The sequence below is a fragment of the Pseudomonas sp. BIGb0381 genome (genome assembly GCF_024809815.1).
Lineage (GTDB): Bacteria > Pseudomonadota > Gammaproteobacteria > Pseudomonadales > Pseudomonadaceae > Aquipseudomonas.
Genome location: NZ_JANUEN010000006.1, coordinates 101,832 through 126,399 on the forward strand (window position 1 = coordinate 101,832; position 24,568 = coordinate 126,399).

General features: G+C 61.1%; 19 protein-coding genes. 2 read left to right on the forward strand and 17 right to left on the reverse strand.

Annotation, left to right across the window (positions count from 1 at the left end; translation table 11 throughout):
* Positions 1–5: 5 nt before the first annotated feature.
* The 14 genes from purF to leuC all read right to left on the reverse strand — a co-directional run bounded on the left by purF (position 6) and on the right by leuC (position 16,305).
* Positions 6–1,511: an amidophosphoribosyltransferase gene (purF, locus tag M2397_RS17520; RefSeq protein WP_027604079.1), complete on the reverse strand. Its 1,506-nt coding sequence runs from the start codon at positions 1,509–1,511 to the stop codon at positions 6–8.
* Positions 1,512–1,552: 41 nt separating this feature from the next.
* Entirely contained in the window at positions 1,553–2,110 is a 558-nt protein-coding gene (locus M2397_RS17525; protein WP_003192538.1) for a CvpA family protein, read from the reverse strand.
* A gap of 161 nt (positions 2,111–2,271) precedes the next feature.
* A complete protein-coding gene (locus M2397_RS17530) occupies positions 2,272–2,925 on the reverse strand; it encodes an SPOR domain-containing protein (protein WP_131700519.1) in 654 nt (217 codons plus the stop codon).
* Positions 2,909–4,216 carry a bifunctional tetrahydrofolate synthase/dihydrofolate synthase gene (gene folC, locus M2397_RS17535; RefSeq protein ID WP_259244149.1) on the reverse strand — a complete coding sequence of 436 codons (1,308 nt, stop codon included), beginning with the start codon at positions 4,214–4,216 and terminating at the stop codon, positions 2,909–2,911. Before folC ends, M2397_RS17530 begins: the two co-directional genes overlap by 17 nt.
* On the reverse strand, positions 4,213–5,133 hold the full coding sequence (gene accD, locus M2397_RS17540) for an acetyl-CoA carboxylase, carboxyltransferase subunit beta (protein WP_027604076.1): 921 nt from the start codon (positions 5,131–5,133) through the stop codon (positions 4,213–4,215). Before accD ends, folC begins: the two co-directional genes overlap by 4 nt.
* Before the next feature lie 243 nt (positions 5,134–5,376).
* Positions 5,377–6,009, reverse strand: coding sequence for a phosphoribosylanthranilate isomerase (locus M2397_RS17545; RefSeq protein WP_184743086.1), 633 nt, complete (start codon positions 6,007–6,009; stop codon positions 5,377–5,379).
* Between the two features lie 64 nt (positions 6,010–6,073).
* The gene (truA, locus tag M2397_RS17550) at positions 6,074–6,898 is read right to left on the reverse strand and encodes a tRNA pseudouridine(38-40) synthase TruA (RefSeq protein WP_131700548.1); all 825 of its coding nucleotides are present in this window, start codon (positions 6,896–6,898) and stop codon (positions 6,074–6,076) included.
* Positions 6,899–7,039: 141 nt separating this feature from the next.
* Positions 7,040–9,601 carry a FimV/HubP family polar landmark protein gene (locus M2397_RS17555; RefSeq protein ID WP_259244150.1) on the reverse strand — a complete coding sequence of 854 codons (2,562 nt, stop codon included), beginning with the start codon at positions 9,599–9,601 and terminating at the stop codon, positions 7,040–7,042.
* A gap of 163 nt (positions 9,602–9,764) precedes the next feature.
* Positions 9,765–10,775: an aspartate-semialdehyde dehydrogenase gene (locus tag M2397_RS17560; protein ID WP_259244151.1), complete on the reverse strand. Its 1,011-nt coding sequence runs from the start codon at positions 10,773–10,775 to the stop codon at positions 9,765–9,767.
* A gap of 250 nt (positions 10,776–11,025) precedes the next feature.
* On the reverse strand, positions 11,026–12,138 hold the full coding sequence (asd, locus tag M2397_RS17565) for an aspartate-semialdehyde dehydrogenase (protein ID WP_027604071.1): 1,113 nt from the start codon (positions 12,136–12,138) through the stop codon (positions 11,026–11,028).
* A gap of 64 nt (positions 12,139–12,202) precedes the next feature.
* Positions 12,203–13,285, reverse strand: a complete 1,083-nt coding sequence (gene leuB, locus M2397_RS17570; RefSeq protein WP_017530190.1) for a 3-isopropylmalate dehydrogenase — start codon at positions 13,283–13,285, stop codon at positions 12,203–12,205.
* A 53-nt stretch (positions 13,286–13,338) separates the two neighbouring features.
* Positions 13,339–14,103 carry a class I SAM-dependent methyltransferase gene (locus M2397_RS17575; protein WP_259244152.1) on the reverse strand — a complete coding sequence of 255 codons (765 nt, stop codon included), beginning with the start codon at positions 14,101–14,103 and terminating at the stop codon, positions 13,339–13,341.
* 128 nt (positions 14,104–14,231) lie between these two features.
* The gene (gene leuD, locus M2397_RS17580; protein WP_090406674.1) at positions 14,232–14,876 is read right to left on the reverse strand and encodes a 3-isopropylmalate dehydratase small subunit; all 645 of its coding nucleotides are present in this window, start codon (positions 14,874–14,876) and stop codon (positions 14,232–14,234) included.
* Between the two features lie 10 nt (positions 14,877–14,886).
* Positions 14,887–16,305 carry a 3-isopropylmalate dehydratase large subunit gene (gene leuC / locus M2397_RS17585; protein ID WP_090406677.1) on the reverse strand — a complete coding sequence of 473 codons (1,419 nt, stop codon included), beginning with the start codon at positions 16,303–16,305 and terminating at the stop codon, positions 14,887–14,889.
* A 140-nt stretch (positions 16,306–16,445) separates the two neighbouring features.
* Between leuC and M2397_RS17590 the strand changes: the two genes are divergently transcribed.
* Positions 16,446–17,336 carry a LysR family transcriptional regulator gene (locus tag M2397_RS17590; protein WP_145336306.1) on the forward strand — a complete coding sequence of 297 codons (891 nt, stop codon included), beginning with the start codon at positions 16,446–16,448 and terminating at the stop codon, positions 17,334–17,336.
* A gap of 66 nt (positions 17,337–17,402) precedes the next feature.
* Positions 17,403–20,681, forward strand: coding sequence for an EAL domain-containing protein (locus M2397_RS17595; protein WP_259244153.1), 3,279 nt, complete (start codon positions 17,403–17,405; stop codon positions 20,679–20,681).
* Between the two features lie 3 nt (positions 20,682–20,684).
* Here M2397_RS17595 and M2397_RS17600 read toward each other — a convergent pair whose 3' ends face one another.
* From M2397_RS17600 to M2397_RS17610, 3 genes are all read right to left on the reverse strand, one after another.
* Entirely contained in the window at positions 20,685–21,941 is a 1,257-nt protein-coding gene (locus M2397_RS17600) for a hypothetical protein (protein WP_259244154.1), read from the reverse strand.
* Positions 21,942–22,028: 87 nt separating this feature from the next.
* Positions 22,029–23,009 (reverse strand): hypothetical protein, encoded by a 981-nt coding sequence (locus M2397_RS17605; RefSeq protein ID WP_310521935.1) that lies wholly within the window; start codon positions 23,007–23,009, stop codon positions 22,029–22,031.
* Positions 23,010–23,099: 90 nt separating this feature from the next.
* Positions 23,100–24,461: a hypothetical protein gene (locus M2397_RS17610; RefSeq protein ID WP_259244155.1), complete on the reverse strand. Its 1,362-nt coding sequence runs from the start codon at positions 24,459–24,461 to the stop codon at positions 23,100–23,102.
* Positions 24,462–24,568 lie beyond the last annotated feature (107 nt).

Genomic DNA, 24,568 nt, shown 5'->3' on the forward strand with positions numbered 1-24,568 from the left:
TCTACTCAGTTGTTGTACAGATCGATGATCGCGCTGACCGCCTGGGTCTTGATCTTCGACGAGTCGTTACGCGCCTGCTCGATCTTGTTCAGGTAGGCCTCGTCGACATCGCCGGTCACATACTTGCCGTCGAACACGGCGCAGTCGAACTGCTCGATCTTGATCTTGCCACCGCCGACCGCTTCGATCAGGTCCGGCAGGTCCTGGTAGATCAGCCAATCCGCGCCGATCAGGTCGGCCACGTCCTGGGTCGTGCGGTTGTGGGCGATCAGTTCGTGGGCGCTCGGCATGTCGATACCGTACACGTTCGGGTAACGCACGGCAGGCGCTGCGGAACAGAAGTACACGTTCTTCGCACCGGCTTCGCGGGCCATCTGGATAATTTGCTTGCAGGTGGTGCCGCGTACGATGGAGTCGTCCACCAGCATCACGTTCTTGCCGCGGAACTCCAGCTCGATGGCGTTGAGTTTCTGGCGCACCGACTTCTTGCGCGCAGCCTGGCCCGGCATGATGAAGGTGCGACCGATGTAACGGTTCTTCACGAAGCCTTCGCGGAACTTGACGCCCAAGTGGTTGGCCAACTCCAGCGCAGCGGTACGGCTGGTGTCCGGGATCGGGATCACCACGTCGATATCGTGCTCGGGACGCTCGCGCAGGATCTTGTCGGCCAGCTTCTCACCCATGCGCAGGCGCGCCTTGTATACCGAAACGCCGTCGATGATCGAATCCGGACGCGCCAGATAGACGTGTTCGAAGATGCACGGGGTGAGTTTCGGCGCGACGGCGCACTGCCGGGTGTGCAGCTTGCCGTCTTCGGTGATGTACACCGCTTCGCCCGGCGCGAGGTCGCGAATCAGGGTGAAGCCCAGCACGTCCAGGGATACGCTTTCGGACGCGATCATGTACTCGACGCCTTCGTCGGTGTGACGCTGGCCGAACACGATTGGACGAATACCGTGCGGGTCACGGAAGCCGACGATGCCGTAGCCGGTGATCATCGCAACGACGGCATAACCGCCGACACAACGGTTGTGCACGTCGATCACGGCGGCGAACACGTCTTCTTCGGTCGGCTGCAGCTTGCCGCGCTGGGCCAGCTCGTGGGCGAACACGTTGAGCAGCACTTCCGAGTCGGAACTGGTGTTGACGTGGCGCAGGTCAGATTCGTAAATTTCCTTGGCCAGTTGCTCAACGTTGGTCAGGTTACCGTTATGCGCCAGGGTAATGCCGTAAGGCGAGTTGACGTAGAACGGCTGAGCTTCGGCCGAAGTCGAGCTACCGGCGGTCGGGTAACGCACATGGCCAATGCCCATGTGCCCGACGAGGCGCTGCATGTGACGTTGATGGAACACGTCACGTACTAGGCCATTGTCCTTGCGCAGGAATAACCGGCCGTCGTGGCTGGTCACAATACCGGCAGCGTCCTGGCCGCGGTGCTGGAGGACGGTTAGCGCGTCATACAGCGCCTGATTGACGTTCGACTTACCGACGATACCGACGATGCCACACATGCGACGCAACCCCTACTTAATGAATCTTGACTGAACACAGCTTACTGCGGCGTTTTGGCCGGCAAGAGGTGTTCCTTGAACGGAAGATCAGCGGGTACGCTGATTCCGCTGGCCAGCCACTGACTGCTCCACCCCAATATGAGGTTCTTGGACCAATCTGCAACCAATAGAAACTTTGGCACGAGTACCGACTCCTGCCACCACGAATCCTGCTGTACCGGCCCCAGGCTCAATAGCCCGACCGCCACGACCACCAGCAACGCGCCACGCGCAGCACCGAAGGCCATGCCGAGAAATCGATCGGTCCCGGAGAGGCCGGTGACACGTATCAACTCGCCAATAAGATAATTGACCATTGCCCCCACCAGCAGCGTGGCGATGAACATGATGGCGCAGCCCGCGATGACACGAGCCGAAGGTGTCTCGATGTATCCGGCCAGGTAGACCGACAATGAACCGCCGAACATCCAGGCTACGACTCCTGCGATGATCCAGGTCAGCAACGACAGTGCTTCTTTTACGAAGCCGCGGCTTAGACTGATCAAAGCGGAGATGGCGACGATTGCAACGATCGCCCAGTCAACCCAGGTAAATGGCACGTTTGAGCCTACGGACGGATAAGGCGGCGCATTTTAGCAGAGCGTCGGGCTGTCGGTAAGCTGTGATTGCGGCTGCTTTGCAAATCAATAGTTTGTGGCGGGCCGGCCCGATTTCAACCCCGCCACATTTGATTGCATTCCAGGCTGGAATCGATGCGGGCTCAGCCGCGCTCAGGCTGGAAACGGGTCACGAAGCCTTTCAGGTTCTGCTGACGGTCCAGCAAATCCCGCAGCCGGTCGGCCTCTGCGCGCTCGATCAGCGGCCCGATAAACACCCGGTTCTTGCCGTCGGCGCTACGGATGTAGGCGTTGTAACCCTGGGCACGCAGCTTTTTCTGCAAGGCGTCAGCGCCTTCGCGATTGCCCAGGCTGGCCACCTGGATCGACCAACTGATCGGCAAACCATTCGGATCGATACGGCTCTGACCCACATCCGGCTTGCCCGGCGCAGCAGGCTGCGGCGCTACAGGCTTGGGCGCAGGCGTCGCAGGCTTGGCGGCGACCGCCGGAGCAGGTGTCGGCTTGACCACCGGGACGCTTGGCTGAACCGGCATCGACGGCGCCTGTTGCGCGGCCACCTCATCATCAGTCGGCACCGGCTCTTCTTCCGGCAATGCCTGCGGCTCCGGTACTACCACCGGTTCAACCTGCACTTGCGGTACCGCCGGGGCCTGGGGCGCAGCCGGGGCCTCGACGACCACCTGGCGCTGCTCGTCCTGACGGGAAAACAGCATCGGCAGGAAAATCACCGCCAATGCCACCAGCACCAGGGCTCCAACCATTCGCTGCTTGTATGCGCTATCCAGTAATGCCATGTGCAGCTTCCTCCGTGGAGCGCCGGGCCAACCACTCAAGCGCCTCGGCAACACAATAAAATGATCCGAACAACAGAATCTCGTCCTCGGCCGTCGCCACCGCGCACTGAGCCTCCAGGGCAGCAGTCACGCCTGCATACGACGCCACGGGCGCACCAAGGTTCTGTAACGCGATCTCAAGCTCATGGGCCGGACGACTACGGGGCGTGTCCAGCGGCGCGACCGCCCATGCCTGGACGCTGTCCAGCAACGGCGCAACCACGCCCTCCAAGTCCTTATCGGCGAGCAAACCGAATACAGCAAGGCGACGCCCCACCGGCGGCGTGCGCGCCAGGCGTTTTGCCAGGTACTGCGCTGCATGGGGATTATGCCCCACATCCAGCAGCAGGTTCAGGTGCTTACCGTGCCAGTCGAACCCGCGACGGTCCAGACGCCCCACCACGCGAGTCGCCAGCAACGTCGCAGCAATCTGCTCAGCATGCCAAGGCAGGTCCAGCAACAGATAGGCTTGCAGCGCGAGCGCGGCGTTTTCCATCGGCAGATTCAGCAAGGGCAGATCGCGCAGCTCTACAGCCAGCCCACGCGCATCCCGCCCGCGCCACTGCCAGTGCCGGTCACCGATATCAAGATTGAATTCGCGGCCACGCAGGAAGAATGGGCAATCCAGCTCACGCACCTTGTCCAGCAAGGGCTGCGGCGGATCCAGATCACCGCACAGCGCAGGCTTACCCTGGCGAAAAATCCCGGCCTTTTCATAAGCCACGGACTCGCGGGTATCCCCCAGGTAGTCGGCATGGTCCACGCCAATACTGGTGACCAGCGCCAGGTCGGCATCCACCACGTTGACGGTGTCCAGGCGTCCGCCCAGGCCCACTTCCAATACAACCACATCCAGTTGCGCACGCTCGAACAGCCAGAACGCCGCCAGGGTGCCCATTTCGAAGTAAGTCAGGGAAATCTCGCCTCGCCCGGCATCGAGTGCAGCGAAGGCTTCGCAGAGTTGCTCATCAGTGGCTTCGATGCCATTGAGTTGCACCCGCTCGTTGTAACGCAGCAGGTGCGGCGAGCTGTACACGCCAACTTTCAGCCCTTGGGCTTGCAGCAGCGCGGCAACAAAGGCGCAGGTAGAGCCTTTGCCATTGGTGCCGGTCACCGTGATCACTCGCGGTGCCGGCCGGCCCAACCCAAGGCGGGCCGCTACCTGTTGCGAGCGCTCCAGGCCCATGTCGATGGCGGACGGATGCAACTGCTCAAGGTAGGCGAGCCATTCGCCCAGGGTACGTTGGGTCATAGGTTCGCAGGCACCGGGGGTACAACGATCGGCTCGACTTTAGGCGCGACGTAAACAGGTGTCGGCAGGCCCATCATCTGTGCCAGCAGGCTACCCAGGCGTGGACGCAGTTCACCGCGCGGGATGATCAGGTCGATTGCGCCGTGCTCCAGCAGGAACTCGCTGCGCTGGAAGCCTTCCGGCAGCTTCTCGCGCACGGTCTGCTCGATCACGCGCGGGCCGGCAAAGCCGATCAGGGCTTTTGGCTCACCGACGATCACGTCGCCGAGCATCGCGAGGCTGGCGGAAACGCCGCCGTAGACTGGGTCGGTCAGCACGGAGATGAACGGAATGCCTTCTTCGCGCAGACGCGCCAGCACCGCGGAGGTCTTGGCCATTTGCATCAGGGAGATCAACGCTTCCTGCATCCGCGCACCACCGGAGGCGGCGAAGCAGATCATCGGGCAACGGTTTTCCAGGGCGTAGTTGGCGGCGCGCACGAAGCGTTCGCCGACGATGGCCCCCATGGAGCCGCCCATGAAGGAGAACTCGAACGCCGACACCACCACCGGCATCCCCAGCAGCTTGCCACTGACGGAAATCAGCGCGTCCTTCTCACCGGTCTGCTTTTGCGCAGCGGTCAGGCGGTCCTTGTACTTCTTGCCGTCGCGGAACTTGAGACGGTCAACTGGCTCCAGGTCGGCGCCCAGCTCGTTACGGCCGTCGGCGTCGAGGAAGATGTCGATGCGGGCGCGGGCGCCGATACGCATGTGGTGGTTGCACTTGGGGCAAACATCCAGGGTCTTTTCCAGCTCGGGGCGGTACAGCACCGCGTCGCAGGATGGGCACTTGTGCCACAGACCTTCAGGAACCGAGCTTTTTTTCACCTCGGAACGCATGATCGAAGGGATCAGCTTGTCTACTAACCAGTTGCTCATGCTTTCTTTCTCCAGTACCGGTGGCTTGAACACAGCCCCGCGTATGCCCTTGAGCTAAATTCATATGTGGCGATGACACAGGCTGGACGGGGTCAGACGTTCGACCTGCCATTTCCAGCCTGCATCCTCAGCCTTCCAGACAGCCTGCCAGTGCAGGTTGCCACTTCATTTCCGGGCCTCCCTCAGGCGGCACCGGACTGTTTTACACAGTGGTAGTTATGGACGGCGGCAGACTGCCAGCCGTCACATCCCGCCACTGCTGTTGCGCACGGCCTGCATGAATGCGCGAATCCTGCTGTGATCCTTGATGCCCTTACATTGCTCTACCCCACCGCTGACATCCACGGCATACGGCCGAACCTGCTCGATAGCCGCCGCGACATTCGCGGGATTGAGCCCACCGGCGAGGATGATCGGCTTGCTCAGCCCCTCGGGGATCAGCGACCAATCAAACGCTTCGCCGGTCCCACCCGGTACGCCTTCGACATACGTGTCCAGCAGAATGCCACGCGCGCCGGAATAGGCAGCGCAGGCACGCGCGATGTCGTCACCCGCCTTGACTCGCAACGCCTTGATATACGGGCGCTGGTAGCTTTCACATTCATCCGGGGTTTCGTCGCCGTGAAATTGCAGCATATCCAACTGTACGGCATCCAGGGTTTCATTGAGCTCGCAGCGGCTGGCGTTGACGAACAAGCCCACGGTGGTCACGAACGGCGGCAACGCAGCGATGATTGCCCGCGCCTGCAACACATTCACCGCCCGTGGGCTCCTGGCATAAAACACCAGACCAATGGCATCCGCCCCCGCCTCGACTGCCGCCAGCGCGTCTTCTATGCGGGTAATCCCGCAAATCTTGCTGCGAACGGCAGACATATCGTAGAAACCTCAGGGGTTGGACCGAGAAAGTCCCGGATGGTAACAAAAGCTTTTCCGGGCGTCAGCCGTCAAGTTCGCTGAACCCTGTGAGGAAGTGTGGCCCGATGAAGCGTTGCGGCAGCTCGAACTCGTCGCGGTACTCCACATCCACCAGGTACAAGCCAAACGGATGCGCCGTGACGCCGCCCGTGCGGCGGATGCGGCTTTCCAGCACTTCCCTGGCCCATTCCACCGGGCGTTCTCCGGTACCGATGGTCATCAATACGCCAGCAATGTTGCGCACCATGTGGTGCAGGAAGGCGCCGGCGCGGATGTCCAGCACGATCATCTTGCCGTGGCGGGTCACCCGCAGGTGATGGACTTCCTTGATCGGCGACTTGGCCTGGCACTGGCCGGCACGGAATGCGCTGAAATCATGCACACCCACCAGGTGCTGCGCAGCCTCGGCCATGCGTTCGGCATCCAGCGGACGGTGGTTCCAGGTGATTTCTTCGTTGAGGTGCGCGGGACGGATCTGGTCGTTATAGATCACATAGCGATAACGCCGGGCAATGGCCTTGAAGCGCGCATGAAAGTGCGCAGGCATGACCTTGGCCCAACTGACGCTGACGTCATGGGGCAAATTGATATTGGCGCCCATCACCCATGCCTTCATCGTGCGTTCAGCCTGAGTGTCGAAGTGCACCACCTGGCCGCAGGCGTGCACGCCGGCATCGGTACGTCCGGCGCACATCAGCGATACGGGCGAATCGGCGACCTTGGACAAGGCCTTCTCCAGGGTTTCCTGCACCGTCAGCACGCCTGACGCCTGGCGCTGCCAGCCGCGATAGCGCGAGCCTTTGTATTCCACGCCGAGAGCGATGCGGTAAAAGCCAGCGGCCGCCATTTCGGCGGCCGGGTTATCTATATTTGCCAAGAACTGAGAGCCTGATGAGTTGCGCGAAGGCGGCCATTATAAATGCGGCAGCTGCGTGGCGTGCGCTTTTGTTAGGGATTGATCCCTCCCACACTGGACCTGCATCGCCCCTCAGATTTTGCCGAGCATTTCCTTGGCCTCGCCGCGCTGCGCCTCATCACCTTCAGTGAGCACTTCGGAGAGAATGTCCCGCGCGCCGTCGGCATCCCCCATGTCGATATAGGCTTGGGCGAGGTCGAGCTTGGTGGCGACTTCATTCGTGCCGGACAGGAAGTCGAACTCCGGTTCATCATCGCCCAACGCTGCGTCTTCAGCGGTAAAAGAAGGTTCGATGGGCGGATTTTCCAGACTCTGGGACAGGCGATCGAGTTCGGCGTTGACATCGTCCAGTTCCGAAGCGAAGGCATCAGGCTTGGCGACTGCGTCTGGTTCGTCCGCCAGGGACAGGTCGAAATCCTCCGGCAAATCGAAGTCATCCGGCGCCGACGGGGTCAGCGTCGGCGGCTCGACTGCCGGCGCATCCTTCATCTGATCCTCAAGACCGGAAAGGAAGTCGTCGTCGGATTGCTCGGACGCCGGGGCATTCAGTTGCAGGTCGAGGTCAAAGTCCGACAGGTTTTCCTCGCCGGCCTTGGGCGCCGATTGCTGCTCCAGGAGCGCGGCAAACGTCTGCTCGTCGTCCAGGTTGGCCGGGGAAGCCGCTTCCAGGTCATCCAGGCTCAAATCGAAATCGGTGTCGAGTGCGCCGGGCTCGATGGCCGGGGCCGCCGGCTTGTCTTCCAGCAACTCCTTGACGTACTGAGCATCAAGCGCGGCCGCGGCAACTGCGGCACTGACGCCCGCGGCCAATACGGCCATAGCAGGAAAGCGCGACTTGAGCTGCTCGACCTGGGCATGGTTCTCACCATTGGCCACCAGTTGACGCTCCTGGGTGACGAAACCGTCCTTGTCGCTTTGCAGGCCGTAGACTTCCATCAGCTTCAACCGCAGGTCGCTGCGCTTGGGCTCGTGCTTGATCGCTTGTTCCAGCACATCGGCGGCCTGGTTCAAATGACCACGGTCGATATGGGACTGGGCTTGCGCCAGGGCATCGTTGGCGTTTTGCGGGGCCACGGCAGCGGCCAGCGGTGCGAGCACGGAGGCAACCGTCGGAACCGCCACCGCTGGCGCAACCACTTGAGCAGGGGCCGGAGCGGCTGCCAGCTTGACGTTCGGCGGCGGCACTTCGAGGCCTTCGAAACTGTCCGACGGCAGGTCCTGTTCGATGTTCGAGGTAAATTCCGGCTCTTCAGCCAGCGCCCGCGCCATGCGCAAGTGCTTTTCCTCTTCACGGCGGGCGTTGCGATGGCGCGCCCACAGCAGCAGGAGCAGCAACACTACCAGGCCAGCCGCGCCACCGATCACACTGAGGACAACCGGGTTGGTCAGCAGATCGTTGAACTTGCCTTCGGCGGTATCAGGTGCGGCGGCTGGTTTAGCCGCCTCAGGTGCCGACGCAGCCGGGGTTGGCGTTGGCGCGGCGGCCTGTGCAGCGGGTGCTGTCGGCGTGGCGGCCGGGTCGCTTGTGAGCTGTGCGGGCATCGCTGCCGTCGCCGGTACCGCCGGGTCGCCTTTGTCTGCCTGCAAACGGGCCAGTTGATCGTTTTTCAGTTGAATCAACTTTTGCAGTTTATCCAACTGACTTTGCAAATCTGCCGCACGGCTCTTGAGTTCTTCGTTATCGCGGCGAGTGGTGTCCAGTTGCTCCTGGGTCATCGCCAGCTTGTCGCTCAGGACCTGGCTGTCACCGGCCTTGCCTTTGCCGCCCTTCTTGGCCGCTTCAGCCGAGACCAGGCTCAGGTTGTCCTTGGCATTGGTGGTCGACGGCGCATTGCCGGCCTGGGCGCGCTTGGTGGCGTCCAGTTGCTGCTTGCCGGCTACCTGATTGGCAGCCGCGCGCCGCCCCTGGCGCCAGGCGGCATTTTGCGCCGTCACTTCGGCGATTGCTTGAGGTTGCGGTAACGCAGTGCTTTGTACGGTGTCCGGCAGGCGCAGCACCTGGCCGGTTTTCAGGCGGTTGATATTGCCATCGATAAAGGCGCCGGGGTTGAGTGCCTGAATGGCCAGCATGGTCTGCTGCACCGAGCCGCCATTGCGGTGCTTCTGCGCAATTTCCCACAGGGTGTCGCGGGAGGTGGTGGTGTGCTGAACCGGCTTGCTCACAGCGGGCGCAGCATTGGCAGGCGCTCCCAAGCGCGGAGCAGGTGCTGCGGCACTCGAAGCAGGCTGGTCAAACTTGCTCGGGTCGAGCAACACGCTGTAGTCGCGCATCAGGCGGCCATTGGGCCATTGCACCTGCAGCAGGAAACGTACGTAGGAATCCGGCAGCGGCTTGCTGGAGGTGACGCGCACCACGCTGCGACCACTGGGATTGATGACCGGGGTAAACGTCAGGTCATCGAGAAACGCCCGGCGATCGACGCCCGCGTCCACGAACGCTTGGGATGAGGCCAGGCTCGGGGTGATCTCGGACGCCGTGAGGCCACCGACATCGAGCAATTCGATTTCCACCGACAACGGCTGGTTCAACGTCGACTTTAGGGTCATCTCCCCCAGCTGCAGCGCCTGCGCCATACCGGAGGACAGCGCCGAGGCGGCCGCTATTGCTAACACCAGTTTGCGAACTTGAACCATAGCCTCATCCTTTGTTTGAACACTCCCCGGCCTGCGAGAAGGTTGGTAACCGCTTGCCATAAGGCATGGCGAGCCGATAGGTCACCGACGCGCAATTGTTCCTGCTTGGGGCCAAGCATAGCGCCTGGTTAGAATCAATCTACAAATTGCCGCCAAGTATCTTTTACGCAAGGCGTTTTATCAACAACTGCGCCAGTTGCACGGCGTTAAGGGCTGCGCCCTTGCGTACGTTATCTGACGTCAGCCACAGATTTAGTTCAGCCGGGTCATCCACCCCCGCGCGCACCCGGCCTACATAAACCACATCCTGGCCCACTGCGTCGCCCACGGCTGTAGGGTAATCACCTTCTTCTACCAGTTCGATACCCGGCGCGGCCTCCAATGCCCGGTTGACGGCGGCGAGATCGACCGCCGCGCCCGACTGCAGTGACACAGTCAGGCTATCGCCAAAAAACACCGGGGCTTGAACGCACGTTGCGGAAATCTTTAGCAAAGGTAATTCCAGGACTGCGCGCAGTTCGTGAACCAGGCGTTTTTCCAAGGCGGTATGACCTTGGGCGTCTGGCGTGCCGACTTGTGCCAACAGGTTGAAGGCCATTTGCCGGTCAAAGAACTTCGGTTCCAGAGGGCGCACGTTCAGGAGCTCGGCGGTCTGACGTGCCAATTCGCTGACGGCTTCTCGGCCTTGGGCAGACACCGCCAGGCTGGCAGTGACGGCGACACGCCGGATGTCCAGCAAGCCGCGCAACGGCGCCAGCACCACCGCCAGGTTAGTGGCGGACGGGCTCGGACTGCCTAGCTGGAACGGCTTTTTCAACCCCTCAAGGACGTGGGCATTGGCTTCCGGCACCACCTGAGGCGCCTGCTCGGCGGGCAAGGCTCCCGACAAGTCGATCACCGCGCAACCCGCCGCCGTGGCACGCGGCGCGAAGCTCAGGGTGACCGCAGGGCCTGCAGCGAAGAAGGCCAATTGCGCCTTGCTGAAATCGAATTCGTCGACCTCCTTGACCCGTATGTTCTTGCCGCGAAACGGCACCGAGGCGCCAGCAGAGTTACTGCCCGCCAGCAGGTACAGGGTGCCCACCGGGAATTCCAGCTCTTCGAGAATCTGCACCAGGGTTTCGCCGACCGTACCAGTGGCACCGATCACGGCAATTTCAAAGGTCTGGGTCATGGGGGGCTACCTCGGGCATGGCGGGGGGAGCGGCACTTTACCGGGTGGCTGGGGGGGAGGCAATTAGCCTGGGGCTGATCGAGTGGCTGATGGCGCTATCGGGGGCAAGCTCCCTCCCGCAGTGAACAGCATTTCAACGTTGAAATTCGGTCGAATGTGGGAGGGGGCTTGCCCCCGATAGCGCCCGAAAGAACAATAAAAAACCCGCGCCTGTCACCAGAACGCGGGTTTCTCTTATCGCCTTACGCGATCAACGCTCCAGCAGAATCCGCAGCATGCGACGCAGCGGCTCGGCCGCGCCCCACAGCAGTTGGTCGCCGACAGTGAACGCGCCCAGGTATTGAGTGCCCATGTTCAGCTTGCGCAGACGGCCCACCGGTACATTCAGGGTGCCGGTGACCTTGGTCGGGCTCAGCTCCTGCATGCTGATGTCGCGGTTGTTCGGCACCAGCTTGACCCAGGGGTTGTGCTGGCTGATCAGCCCTTCGATATCGGCGATCGGCACGTCTTTGTTCAGCTTGATGGTCAGCGCCTGGCTGTGGCAGCGCATGGCGCCGATGCGCACGCAGATGCCATCCACCGGGATCGGGCTCTTGAACCGGCCGAGGATTTTGTTGGTCTCGGCCTGGGCCTTCCACTCTTCGCGGCTCTGGCCGTTCGGCAGCTCTTTGTCGATCCACGGAATCAGGCTGCCGGCCAATGGCACACCGAAGTTCTCGGTCGGGTAGGCATCGCTGCGCATGGCTTCGGCCACACGGCGGTCGATGTCGAGGATCGCGCTGGCCGGATCGGCCAGTTGATCGGCGACAGCGGCGTGGGTCGCGCCCATCTGCTTGATCAGCTCACGCATGTTCTGCGCGCCGGCACCGGACGCCGCCTGGTAGGTCATGGCGCTCATCCACTCGACCAGGCCGGCTTCGAACAGGCCACCCAGGCCCATCAGCATCAGGCTGACGGTGCAGTTGCCGCCCACATAATTCTTGGTGCCGGCATCCAGTTGCTGGTCGATGACCTTGCGGTTGACCGGATCGAGGATGATGACGGCGTCGTCCTGCATGCGCAGGCTCGAGGCGGCGTCGATCCAGTAACCCTGCCAGCCGGCTTCACGCAGCTTGGGGAAGACTTCGCTGGTGTAGTCGCCACCCTGGCAGGTCAGGATCACGTCGAGGGTTTTCAGCTCTTCAATGCTGTAGGCGTCCTTGAGCGGCGCAATATCCTTGCCCACGGACGGCCCTTGGCCACCTACATTCGAAGTGGTGAAAAACACCGGCTCAATAAGATCGAAATCCTGCTCTTCCAGCATCCGCTGCATGAGCACGGAACCGACCATACCGCGCCAACCGATCAGACCTACACGTTTCATCGCAACTACACCTTGTTAAAAAGTGGGCCGCCTTGCAGCAACAACTGCAAGCGGGCCCGAGAGATTACAGATTCCGCAGCGCGGCGACTACTGCGTCGCCCATTTCTTGCGTACCCACCTTGGTGCAACCCTGCGACCAGATGTCGCCGGTGCGCAAGCCCTGGTCCAGCACCAGGCTCACGGCTTTCTCGATCGCGTCCGCAGCGTCGCTCAGGTTAAAGCTGTAACGCAGCATCATCGAGACCGACAGGATGGTCGCCAGCGGGTTGGCAATGCCCTGGCCCGCGATGTCCGGCGCCGAGCCGTGGCAAGGCTCGTACATGCCCTTGTTATTGGTATCCAGGGACGCCGACGGCAGCATGCCGATGGAACCGGTGAGCATCGAGGCCTGGTCGGACAGGATGTCGCCGAACAGGTTGTCGGTGACGATCACGTCGAACTGCTTCGGCGCACGTACCAGTTGCATGGCGGCGTTGTCGACGTACATGTGGCTCAGTTCGACGTCCGGGTAGTCCTTGGCCACCTCTTCGACGATTTCGCGCCACAGTTGGCTGGAGGCCAGGACGTTGGCCTTGTCCACCGAGCAGACCTTCTTGCCACGCACACGGGCCATGTCGAAACCGACGCGGGCGATACGGCGGATTTCACTCTCGCTGTACGGCAGGGTGTCGTAGGCCTGGCGCTCACCATTCTCCAGCTCACGCACGCCGCGTGGCGAGCCGAAGTAGATACCGCCGGTCAGTTCACGCACGATCAGGATGTCCAGGCCCGCTACCACTTCCGGCTTGAGGCTCGACGCGTCGGCCAGTTGCGGGTAGAGGATCGCCGGGCGCAGGTTGCCGAACAGGCCCAGTTGCGCGCGGATTTTCAGCAGGCCGCGCTCAGGGCGGATGTCACGTTCGATCTTGTCCCATTTCGGGCCACCCACGGCGCCGAGCAGCACGGCATCGGCCGCACGGGCGCGGTCCAGGGTTTCATCGGCCAGGGGCACGCCGTGCTTGTCGATGGCCGCGCCGCCGATCACGTCGTGGCTCAGCTCGAAGCCCAGGCTGTACTTGGAGTTGGCCAGTTCCAGCACCTTGACCGCTTCGGCCATGATTTCCGGACCAATACCGTCGCCAGGGAGAATCAGAATCTGCTTGCTCATGCGTTCCTCATTTCATCAAGCGACCCGCCCGTGGGCAGGTCGGGAAAAATCGATCAGCGTTCGGCGAAGACCACCAGTACGTCGGTGCTGAAAGTGCCGTCGGCCTGAATTTCGTAATAATCGCGCACTTCCTGGCCCATGGCCTTCTGCAGCTCAAGGATTGCAGCGCGCAATACCTCTGGCGTGCGCATGCGCTCGACCCAGGAGGTGTATTCCAGGCGCAAGCGTTGGCGGCTGCTAGTGCGCACGTGCAGACCGGACTCGCTGAGCTGTTGCATCCACTCCCCGGCGGAATAATCGCGCACGTGGCTGGTATCGCGCAGCACTTCGACGGTTTGCAGGTAAGTGTCCAACAGCGGGCTGCCCGGTGACAAGACATCCACAAACGCCGCCACGCCGCCCGGCTTGAGCACCCGGCGCACTTCGCGCAGGGCCAGGCCGAGGTCGCTCCAATGGTGCGCCGAATAACGGCTGAACACGAAGTCGAATTCGCCATCGGCGAACGGCAGGCGCTCGGCGGCGCCGTGCACGGTGGTGATGTTGCCCAAGCCACGATCCTTGGCGGCGGCAGCAACCACGTCGAGCATCTGCTCGGACAGGTCGTAGGCCACCACTTCCTTGACCAGCGGCGCCACATTGAAACTCACATGGCCGGCACCGCAGCCCAGGTCCAGCAGTCGCGCAGAGCCCTGCCCGGCCAGTTCAGCCTGAAGCAGCGCGAATTCGGTGCCTTGGGCGTGCACGGCACTGCTCAGGTAGGCAGACGCCTGTTCGCCGAATTGTTTTTGCACGACTTGGGTGTGGGCGGTGCTGGTCATGGTGTTTCCCCTGGGTGTGTGTTTTTAACACTGGCCTCATCGGGGGCAAGCCCCCTCCCACATTTGGAATGCGTTCCCCCTGTGAGAGGGGGCTTGCCCCCGATAGCGGCGGTCCTGCCTACATCAATTTAGGCGTCACGAAACAACCAGGGCTGGCTCGCCCGGTGCCTGGCTTCAAACGCGGCAATCGCATCGCCGTCCTGCAAGGTCAGGCCGATATCGTCCAGGCCGTTGATCAGGCAGTGCTTGCGGAAGGCGTCCACTTCAAAGTGGTACACCTTGCCGTCCGGACGGGTCACGGTTTGCGCGGCCAGGTCGATGGTCAGTTGGTAACCCACATCGGCTTCCACCGCCTTGAACAGCTCATCCACTTCCGCATCGCTCAAGATGATCGGCAACAGGCCGTTCTTGAAGCTGTTGTTAAAGAAGATGTCGGCATAGCTCGGCGCGATGATGCTGCGAAAGCCATATTCTTCCAGGGCCCACGGCGCGTGCTCGCGGCTGGAACCGCAACCGAAGTTTTCCCGGGCCAGCAACACGCTGGCGCCTTGGTAGCGCTCGGCGTTGAGCACAAAGTCCTTGTTCAGCGGGCGCTTGGAGTTGTCCTGGTAGGCGTAGCCCACGTCCAGGTAGCGCCACTCGTCGAACAGGTTGGGGCCGAAACCGGTGCGCTTGATCGACTTCAGGAACTGCTTGGGGATGATCTGGTCGGTGTCGACGTTGGCACGGTCCAACGGCGCGACCAAACCGGTGTGTTGGGTAAAAGCTCTCATCGGGTTTTCCTCAGATCAATTCGCGAACGTCGATGAAACGACCGTTGACGGCAGCGGCGGCGGCCATGGCCGGGCTCACCAGGTGGGTACGGCCACCGGCGCCCTGACGCCCTTCGAAGTTACGGTTGGAGGTCGACGCGCAATGCTCGCCCGACTCCAGGCGGTCCGGGTTCATCGCCAGGCACATTGAGCAGCCCGGCTCACGCCATTCAAAACCGGCTTCGAGGAAGATCTTGTCCAGGCCTTCGGCTTCAGCCTGGGCTTTAACCAGGCCTGAGCCCGGGACCACGATGGCCTGCTTGATGGTCGAGGCAACTTTGCGGCCTTTGGCGATCACCGCCGCAGCGCGCAGGTCTTCGATCCGCGAGTTGGTGCAGGAACCGATAAACACGCGATCCAACTGGATGTCGGTGATCGCCTGGTTGGCTTTCAAGCCCATGTACTTCAAGGCGCGCTCGATGGAACCGCGCTTGACCAGGTCGGCTTCCTGCGCCGGGTCCGGCACGTTCTGGTCGACGGCCAGAACCATTTCCGGCGAAGTGCCCCAGCTGACTTGCGGCTTGATCTGGGCAGCGTCGAGTTCAACCACGGTGTCAAACACCGCATCGGCGTCGGACACCAGGTCTTTCCAGGCTTCAACCGCGGCGTCCCAATCGGCGCCCGCCGGGGCGAAAGGACGGCCTTTGACGTATTCAACGGTTTTCTCGTCCGCCGCCACCATGCCCACGCGGGCACCGGCCTCGATGGACATGTTGCAGATGGTCATGCGGCCTTCGATGGACAGGTCGCGAATGGCACTGCCGGCAAACTCGATGGCATGGCCGTTACCGCCGGCGGTGCCGATCTTGCCGATCACGGCGAGCACGATGTCCTTGGCGGTCACGCCAAACGGCAATTGGCCTTCGACGCGCACCAGCATGTTCTTCATTTTCTTGGCGACCAGGCACTGGGTGGCGAACACATGCTCCACCTCCGAGGTGCCGATGCCGTGGGCCAGGGCGCCGAACGCGCCGTGGGTGGAGGTGTGGGAGTCGCCGCAGACGACGGTCATGCCCGGCAAGGTGGCGCCCTGCTCCGGGCCGATGACATGCACGATGCCTTGACGCACGTCATTCATCTTGAACTCAGTGATGCCATATTCGTCGCAGTAGTCGTCGAGAGTCTGGACCTGCAAACGCGACACGGTGTCTACAATGGCGTCGATCCCGCCCTTGCGCTCCGGGGTGGTCGGCACGTTGTGGTCCGGGGTGGCGATGATCGAGTCGACGCGCCAAGGCTTGCGCCCGGCCAGCCGCAGGCCTTCGAACGCTTGTGGCGAGGTCACTTCATGGATGATGTGACGGTCGATATAGATCAGCGACGAGCCATCGTCGCGCCGTTTCACTTCATGGGAATCCCAAAGCTTGTCGTAAAGCGTTTTGCCGGCCATCAGTCGGTCCTCATCAGCGGTATTTCTATGCGCCGGGCTTTTCAATAACCCTTTGGCTTGTGAGGCTGATGGTATGGCGCTACATTAAATAACTCAAATTCATATTTTTTATGCTTTGGATTACCAACTGGAATACCACCATGGACCTGGCCAACCTCAATGCCTTTATTGCCATCGCCGAGACCGGCAGTTTCTCCGGCGCCGGTGAACGCCTGTACCTGACCCAACCGGCCATCAGCAAGCGCATCGCCGGCCTGGAACAGCAATTGAAGGTGCGACTGTTTGATCGCCTGGGCCGTGAAGTCGGCTTGACCGAAGCCGGTCGGGCCCTGCTGCCGCGCGCTTATCAGATCCTTAACGTGCTGGACGACACCCGCCGCGCCCTCACCAATCTCACCGGAGAAGTCAGCGGCCGCCTCACTTTAGCCACCAGCCACCATATCGGCCTGCATCGTTTGCCACCGATCCTGCGTACCTTCACCCGGGAATACCCGAACGTGGCCCTGGATATTCAGTTTCTCGATTCGGAAGTGGCCTACGAAGAAATCCTCCACGGCCGCGCCGAAGTGGCGGTGATCACCCTGGCGCCCGCCCCCCATCACCTGGTACGCGCCACCCCGGTGTGGGACGACCCACTGGATTTCGTGGTGGCGCCGGAGCACAGCCTCACCGGCAACCGCGACGTCAGCCTGACCGATATTGCCGGCCACCCGGCGGTTTTCCCTGGCGGTAATACCTTTACCCATCATATTGTCAGCCGACTGTTCGAGGCCCAGGGCCTTACGCCGAACATCGCGATGAGCACTAACTATCTGGAAACCATCAAGATGATGGTTTCGATCGGCCTGGCCTGGAGCGTCTTGCCGCGCACCATGCTGGACGATCAGGTGGCGAGTATCGCTTTGCCGGGCATACAACTCAGTCGCCAGCTAGGCTATATCGTGCACACCGAAAGGACGCTGTCGAACGCTGCGCGGGCGTTCATGAGCCTGTTGGATGCACAGGTGGATCTGCCAGTGATACCGGTATGACGCTGTGCGGCCCCAGGTTGTGAATAAAACCGCGCTGTTTGCCCATTGAGCCAAGGCCCTTTGATAATGCGCAACCCTGTCGACCCTCTACCTCCCCTGCCCCGCATTTACGCCCTGGACCCTCAACAGGCGGAACAAAGCTGGGACAGTGCCCCGCAACTGCTGGCAGCCCTGAATGCTGCCCGGCTGGGCGCGTGGTGCTGGGAAATCGACACGGGCCGTATCAGCTGGTCACGGGGCACCCAGGCGCTGTTCGGCTTCGACCCACGCCAACCGCTGCCCAAGGACCTGGATTACCTCGACCTGCTGGCGCCGTCGGATCGCTCCCGGGTGGTACGCGCCTTTCATGCAGTGCTGGCCGGCGAGCCGTTCGAGCAGGCCATGCACCATCGAATTCAATGGCCGGACGGTACGCATCACTGGCTGGAAATCAATGGCAGCCTGGCACCGGACAAGGCCGGCCGGCGCCGCATGATCGGCGTGATCCGCGAGACCACTCGCCAACGCGAGCGGGAGCACGCCCTCAGCCATTCGGAAAAACGCTTCGCCACGCTGTTTCACCTGTGCCCGAATATGGTGTTGTTGACCCGTCAGCGCGACGGCCTGATCAGCGAAGCCAACCAGTATTTCGAGATGCTCTTCGGCTGGCCGGTGGCTGATGCCATTGGCCGCACCACCCTGGACCTAGGCCTGTGGTGCCACCCCGAACAACGCGCGCAGCTGGTCCAGGCCACCCAGCGCAAAGGCGAACCCATCACCATGGAAGTGCAGTTCTGCGCCAGCAACGGCCAGATCCACGATGGCACCCTCAGTGCACAAAAGGTCGAGCTGGAGGGAGAGGCCTACTTGATCAGCACCTTTCTCGACACCACCGAGCGCAAAAACGCCGAAAGCGCTCTCAAGGACAGCCAGGAGCGCCTGGACCTGGCCCTGGACTCGGCGCAACTGGGCACCTGGGACTGGCATATTCCCACCGGTATGCTCTACGGTTCGGCCCGCGCCGCGCAACTGCACGGCCTGCCGCCCGAATCCTTCCATGAATCGTTCGAAGCTTTTTTCGAGGGCATGCCCAAGCAAGAGCGCGAGAACATGCGCAACGCTTATCGCACCCTGCGCGAAGGCCCGGCCGGCAATTATCAACTGACTTACCGCGTACAACTGGAAGACGGCAGCTCGCGCTACCTGGAAAGCCGCGCCCGCCTCTACCGCGGCGAACAAGGGGCGCCGTTGCGCATGGCCGGCACCCTGCTGGACATCACCGACCAAGTGGAGCGCGAACAACGCCTGACCGCCTCGGAAGAAAAATTCGCCAGCCTGTTCCAGGCCAGCCCTGATCCCATCTGCGTCACCGGCCTGGACAGCGGCGCGTTCATCGAGATCAACCCCGCCTTTACCCAGACCTTTGGCTGGACAGCGGCCGAGGTGATCGACAAGAGCGCCGAGCAGATTGGCCTGTGGGACGAATCAAGCAAACGCCTGCAACGTATCGAACAGGTCATTCGCGATCAGACACTGAGCAATGTAGCCGTCGTGGTGCATCACAAGAACGGCCAACCCCTGACCTGCATGATTTCCAGCCGCTTGATCAAGGTGGGCGACCAGCCGTGCATCGTCACCACGTTGCGCGACATCACCCAGCAACAACGCTCTGAGGCCGCGCTGAAGGCCAGCGAAGAGAAGTTCGCCAAGGCCTTCCATTCCAGCCCCGACGCCATCTCCATCACAGAACGCGATACCGGCCGTTATGTCGAGGTCAACGACGGCTTCTGCCGCCTCACCGGCTATCGCGCCGAAGAAGCCATCGGCCTGACGCTGTACCAGATCGGCATCTGGGCCGATGAAAACCAGCGTGCGGCCTTATTGGCCGAATTGCAGATCAAGGGGCGTATCCCTCACCTGGAAATGCTCTGGCACAACAAGCGCGGCGACGTATTGGCGGTTGAAGTGTCGGTCGAGCCGATCACCCTCAATGAAACCCCGTGCCTGCTGCTGACCGCACGGGACGTGAGCCTGCTGAAAAACGCCCAGGCGCAGATCCGTCACCTGGCGTATCACGACCCGCTGACCAACCTGCCTAACCGTGCACTGCTGATGGATCGACTGAGCCAGCAGATTGCCTTGCTCAAGCGCCATAACCTGCGCGGCGCATTGCTGTTTCTTGACCTCGACCATTTCAAGCACATCAACGACTCCCTCGGCCACCCGGTGGGCGACACTGTTTTGAAAATCGTCACCGCGCGCCTGGAGGCCAGTGTGCGCCTGGAGGACACGGTGGCACGCCTGGGCGGCGATGAGTTCGTGGTACTGCTCAGCGGCCTGGACGGCACGCGCACGCAAGTCAGCGCCCAGGTGCAGGAACTGGCCGATACCCTGCGCGAACTGCTTTCGGAGCCGATGTTCCTCGACGGCCATCGCCTGCAGGTCACCCCGAGCATCGGCGTGGCGTTGATTCCTGACCATGGCACGACCCCGGCGGACCTGCTCAAGCGCGCGGACATCGCCCTGTACCGGGCCAAGGATTCGGGGCGCAATACCACGCAGATGTTCCACAACAGCATGCAAAAAGCCGCCAGCGAGCGCCTGCGCATGGAAACCGACCTGCGACTGGCCCTGTCACGCGGCGAGTTCAGCGTGCATTACCAACCCCAGGTGGATGCGCGAGGCAACAAGATCGTCGGCGCCGAGGCCCTGGTGCGTTGGCAACATCCGCAGCTGGGCGCGCAGTCGCCGTCGGAATTTATCAAGGTCCTGGAAGACAGCGGCCTGATCCTCGAAGTGGGTACCTGGATCCTCGACGAGGCCTGCGCCGCCTTTGCACAACTTATTGCTGACGGTTTGGTGGACCCGCTGAATTTCAGCTTGTGCGTGAACATCAGCCCCCGGCAGTTTCGCCAGAACGACTTTGTGGAACGGGTGGAGCGCAGCCTCAAGCGGCATCAACTGCCCTGCAACCTGCTGAAACTGGAAATCACCGAAGGCATCGTGATTCAAAACCTGGACGACACCGTGGCCAAGATGCGCCGCCTGAAAAAGCTCGGCGTCAGTTTTGCCATGGATGACTTCGGTACCGGCTACTCATCGCTGACATACCTCAAGCGCCTGCCGGTGGATGCGCTGAAGATCGACCAGTCCTTTGTACGCGACGCGACCCATGACCCCAACGACGCCGAAATCATCCGCGCCATCGTGGCCATGGCCCGCAGCCTGAACCTGGCGGTGATCGCCGAAGGCGTGGAAACCCCGGAACAACTCGCGTTCCTGCAAAAACTGGGGTGCCATTTGTTCCAGGGGTATTTGCACAGTCGACCGCTGCCGATCGAGGGGTTTCGGCGGTTGTTGGGCTAGTCCTTACACCAGCTTTAACGCGGTGAGCGCTCTGCTCTTCCAGGACGACGCGTTCAAGTTGTACTTTTGCCCATACAGGTCCAGCGTCCCACCGATAACCGCCACAGAATGCCAACCGTCTGCAATCGTACCGATTGCACCGTTGACCAACTCCTCGATAGTGCTGTTACGGATGTAACCGAATAGGCCCAGGCGCTGGAGCGCCTCGCCTGGGTATTCGCCATCGTTGAGGGTTTCCAGTGCCACCGCAAAGCTTCTCCCCGCCCGGAAATCGTTGTTCTCCAACTGCGCCCGCTTGGCGCTGCAGGCGTAGAGGAAATTGGCATAGTCCAGCAGTACCGGGTCGCTGCCATAGAAGTTCGACGCAGCGGTTGCCTGCCTCAGCTCCTCATGGGTCAAGCGCAGCCGGAAGCCATCGCGCATGCTCACTTCGCAGCCGGTCGGCGTTCTGTGGATGGCTGTGTAGATGCCTTCGGGGAAACGGGTGATGGCCGCCTTGATCGCCGACACCGTCACACAATTGCCCTCCACGCCTTGATAAAAACCGCCCCAGATATCGGCATGCCGGATGCTTTCCGACACTTGAGCCAGCACCCCGTCACGCTGCGGTGGCGTCTGACGATCATCAAACAGCACATACCCGTAGCCTTCGCCGTGGTTGTGATTGGCCCCGCCCACCACGAGCTCAGCGCCAAAGTCATGGGTTTGACGCACCCAGGCCGAATTCCTGTCAGCCAAGTCGCGGGCGGCCACCCACCGCGACAGCCCGTACACGCCCATTCCCTCCAGACAACGCTTGCTTGTCTCGCCCTCAAGGCTCTTTGCAAGGGCCGCCTCAAACGTCGAGTAACCACCCGACTTTTGCTTGCGCTTTATAAAGGCCGCCAACATGAAGTTGGCATGCCTGACCACGTCAGGGTCCGGCCCCGTGACCCCTGAAGCCTGTGTGACCCGCTCAAGCTCTGCCTGGGACACATACACCCTGTGTTGATCCTTCATGGTGACGGCATATCCTTCACCCACAGGGGTTACTTCGTTGAAAACATCGGTGGGACGCGAGCCGAGGGTCATCATCATCATTTTGATAACGGCCACATGAGTACTGCAGTCAACGTTTTCGCCGAATCGACGCTCGGCGCCACGAAGTGCACTCATAGGGTCTTCCCCTTTCGCGCCGGGCTTCATGCTGGACATATTTGAAAGGTGCTCAGGCAAGCGAATCGCCATGCCGGTGCCACGGCCATCAACAGAAGCGTTCATGGATCTGCTCCTAAAGCAGGACTGCTGGAAAATATGCAGCCAGAAACCCTGGCTGCATCCCTTGACCAGGAAACAAGTACGCGCCGCTCAAACCAGTGCGATGGCCTGCCCGTGTGTCGGCGCGCCACCTGGTCGCCCGTATAACTCCTCGCGACCATTGATCACAGCCACTGAATGAAGGGATCGGTTACACATGCCCAACTGACCGTTGGCGAGGTCTCGCACGCTGACCGTCCTCATGTATTTTCTCAAACCCAAGCGCTCGAAGCCTTCACCGGGGCCACGCTCATCCTCACCATCGTTCAAGCTGCTCACGCCAGCCTGAAAACTGCGGCGAGCCCGGCCGTCGTTATTTTCCAGTTGTGCGCGCTTGGCACTCACGGCGAACAGGAATTGCGCATCCTTGAGCATGCCTTTATCAGGGCCGATGAATTTCGAACCGGCCGCGCCTATTCGCAACTCCTGGTCGCTCAGGGTAAGGACATAGTCATCGCGCATCGTTATCCGATAGCCATCGCCGACTCTAAGTACCTCCTTATAAATATCCGTGGGGCTTTGGCCGAACTTGTACATCGCCGCCTTGATGGCCGATACCGTGACACAGTTACCATCCGGCCCTTGGCGGAAGCCACTCCAGATATTGTCGGGCTTGGCGCCATTACGCTTATCGGACAAGTTCGGAATATGGGCCGGGACATTTCGTCTCGGTTCCGGTTCCGGTGCAGGTATTGGTGCAGGTATCGGTGCAGGTACAAATGGAGGGGTGACTTCCGGTTTCGGCGCAACATCGCGATCACTCTTATCCGGTTTAACCGAGACCAGGTTAATCAATTGAGTGACTAATGAGTTGAACAACGTGATCAAGTTTTCAATCGGAGCTAAGTGATCTCCTATCGCAACGCTATTTGGCCGAACACTTACAGGCGTAGATACGGAGCCTGCTCTAAAGCCAGCACTTTCCGGCTTGGAAGGCAGCACAGTTTCATTGATAGCGGTCGGTAACTCCCTATGCAACACCTGACGCACATCCACTGTGCGAGCAATATTATTAATTGGGTAGCATGACATGATTGTCTCTCTACATTCTTAGCGATTCTCCGAAGATTACGTCCGGAGAACGCTGTTTTTATCGAAGAGGTCGAAATACGACGCCAGGCATCAGGTCCTTGCGCGGCGACGATTGATAAAGCTCCAACCTTTGATATCTGCGTGAGATTCGGCTGGGCCCGGGCTAGTCACATCAGGTGCAGGCTTTGGCACGACTGGGTTAACCGGCGGCTGCGGTGTGTCCTCGAGCTTGGGCTGCGGTGTCACCGTGGTTTGCGGCGTAGCGTCGGGCTTGGGCTGCGGTTTCACCGTGGTTTGCGGCGTAGCCTCGGGCTTGGGTTGCGGCGTTACCGTGGTTTGCGGCGTAGCGTCGGGCTTGGGCTGCGGTTTCACCGTGGTTTGCGGTGTAGCGTCGGGCTTGGGTTGCGGCGTTACCGTGGTTTGCGGCGTAGCGTCGGGCTTGGGCTGCGGTTTCACCGTGGTTTGCGGCGTAGCGTCGGGCTTGGGCTGCGGTTTCACGGTGGTTTGCGGCGTAGCGTCGGGCTTGGGCTGCGGCGTCACCGTGGTTTGCGGCGTAGCGTCGGGCTTGGGCTGCGGCGTTACCGTGGTTTGCGGCGTAGCGTCAGGCTTGGGCTGCGGTGTCACCGTGGTTTGCCTGCCTTTGTCGTGCTCGGCCCTGGTATCTGGACAGTGGCAATGGCCGACATTGACTTCCACCTTCACCTGCGCATTCGCATCGTTGGTGACGTGGATGCCAGGTTGGGGAACTGGAGGCAGATAACGAGGGGTCGGTTTAGGCGGTATCACCTGAAACACGCCATCATCCGTTTTGATCTTGACCTTCATCTGATCGTCCCCATTTGGCGCGGTCTTGGGTAACGGGTTTACGCCTGGCTGAACTTTCGGCTGATCCGCGGCGTTCGGCGCCACCTTCGGCAACGGGTTGGCGTCTGGCTGGACTTTCGGCTGATCCGCGGCGTTCGGCACCACTTTCGGCAACAGGCTGGCGTCTGGCTGAACTTTCGGCTGATCCGCGGCGTTCGGCACCACTTTCGGCAACGGGCTGGCGTCTGGCTGCACTTTCGCCTGATCCGCGGCGTTCGGCGCCACCTTCGGCAACGGGCTTGAGTCCGTGCTGTTTTTTTTCTGAGGGTCTGTACCCGAGTTAACCTTGGCCGACGTATCAGAATTGGTCTTCAGGTCAGGAGTTATATTTTTCCCCGTTACCATTTCCCGCATGGCCCTGAAAACTTGTTCAAGCATGTCAAACAACTTAGACAGCGCCCCTGCGCTAATCATCATCTCGCCCTGCGAACCTCGGGAGAGGTCTTGCTGAATAGTAGGCGGAATAACTTTTGAATCATTAGTGGCGGTACCGGGTGAGCCCCCCGTTTTAGAAAGTACTGGTACCTGCGAATCATTGGGTGTTGCATCAAACTTCACAAAAGGCGAATTATTAATCGAGAAAGACATTATCAATATTCCTTAGTCAGCGCCGCCATGAGCATGAGCACATAGGACAGCGACAGGATTTATGGAGGCCGAAAACAACAGTGTTGCATCTCAGTCCCTTCATTCGT

Coding starts and splice junctions, on each gene's coding strand:
- M2397_RS17575 (WP_259244152.1), bottom strand. CDS start 14,103: ATGACCAGCACCGCCCACACCCAAGTCGTGCAAAAACAATTCGGCGAA.
- asd (WP_027604071.1), bottom strand. CDS start 12,138: ATGAAACGTGTAGGTCTGATCGGTTGGCGCGGTATGGTCGGTTCCGTG.
- leuB (WP_017530190.1), bottom strand. CDS start 13,285: ATGAGCAAGCAGATTCTGATTCTCCCTGGCGACGGTATTGGTCCGGAA.
- truA (WP_131700548.1), bottom strand. CDS start 6,898: ATGGCGGCCGCTGGCTTTTACCGCATCGCTCTCGGCGTGGAATACAAA.
- M2397_RS17600 (WP_259244154.1), bottom strand. CDS start 21,941: ATGAACGCTTCTGTTGATGGCCGTGGCACCGGCATGGCGATTCGCTTG.
- purF (WP_027604079.1), bottom strand. CDS start 1,511: ATGTGTGGCATCGTCGGTATCGTCGGTAAGTCGAACGTCAATCAGGCG.
- folC (WP_259244149.1), bottom strand. CDS start 4,216: ATGACCCAACGTACCCTGGGCGAATGGCTCGCCTACCTTGAGCAGTTG.
- leuD (WP_090406674.1), bottom strand. CDS start 14,876: ATGAGAGCTTTTACCCAACACACCGGTTTGGTCGCGCCGTTGGACCGT.
- leuC (WP_090406677.1), bottom strand. CDS start 16,305: ATGGCCGGCAAAACGCTTTACGACAAGCTTTGGGATTCCCATGAAGTG.
- M2397_RS17545 (WP_184743086.1), bottom strand. CDS start 6,009: ATGTCTGCCGTTCGCAGCAAGATTTGCGGGATTACCCGCATAGAAGAC.
- M2397_RS17595 (WP_259244153.1), top strand. CDS start 17,403: ATGCGCAACCCTGTCGACCCTCTACCTCCCCTGCCCCGCATTTACGCC.
- accD (WP_027604076.1), bottom strand. CDS start 5,133: ATGAGCAACTGGTTAGTAGACAAGCTGATCCCTTCGATCATGCGTTCC.
- M2397_RS17605 (WP_310521935.1), bottom strand. CDS start 23,009: ATGTCATGCTACCCAATTAATAATATTGCTCGCACAGTGGATGTGCGT.
- M2397_RS17590 (WP_145336306.1), top strand. CDS start 16,446: ATGGACCTGGCCAACCTCAATGCCTTTATTGCCATCGCCGAGACCGGC.
- M2397_RS17560 (WP_259244151.1), bottom strand. CDS start 10,775: ATGACCCAGACCTTTGAAATTGCCGTGATCGGTGCCACTGGTACGGTC.
- M2397_RS17610 (WP_259244155.1), bottom strand. CDS start 24,461: ATGTCTTTCTCGATTAATAATTCGCCTTTTGTGAAGTTTGATGCAACA.
- M2397_RS17555 (WP_259244150.1), bottom strand. CDS start 9,601: ATGGTTCAAGTTCGCAAACTGGTGTTAGCAATAGCGGCCGCCTCGGCG.
- M2397_RS17530 (WP_131700519.1), bottom strand. CDS start 2,925: ATGGCATTACTGGATAGCGCATACAAGCAGCGAATGGTTGGAGCCCTG.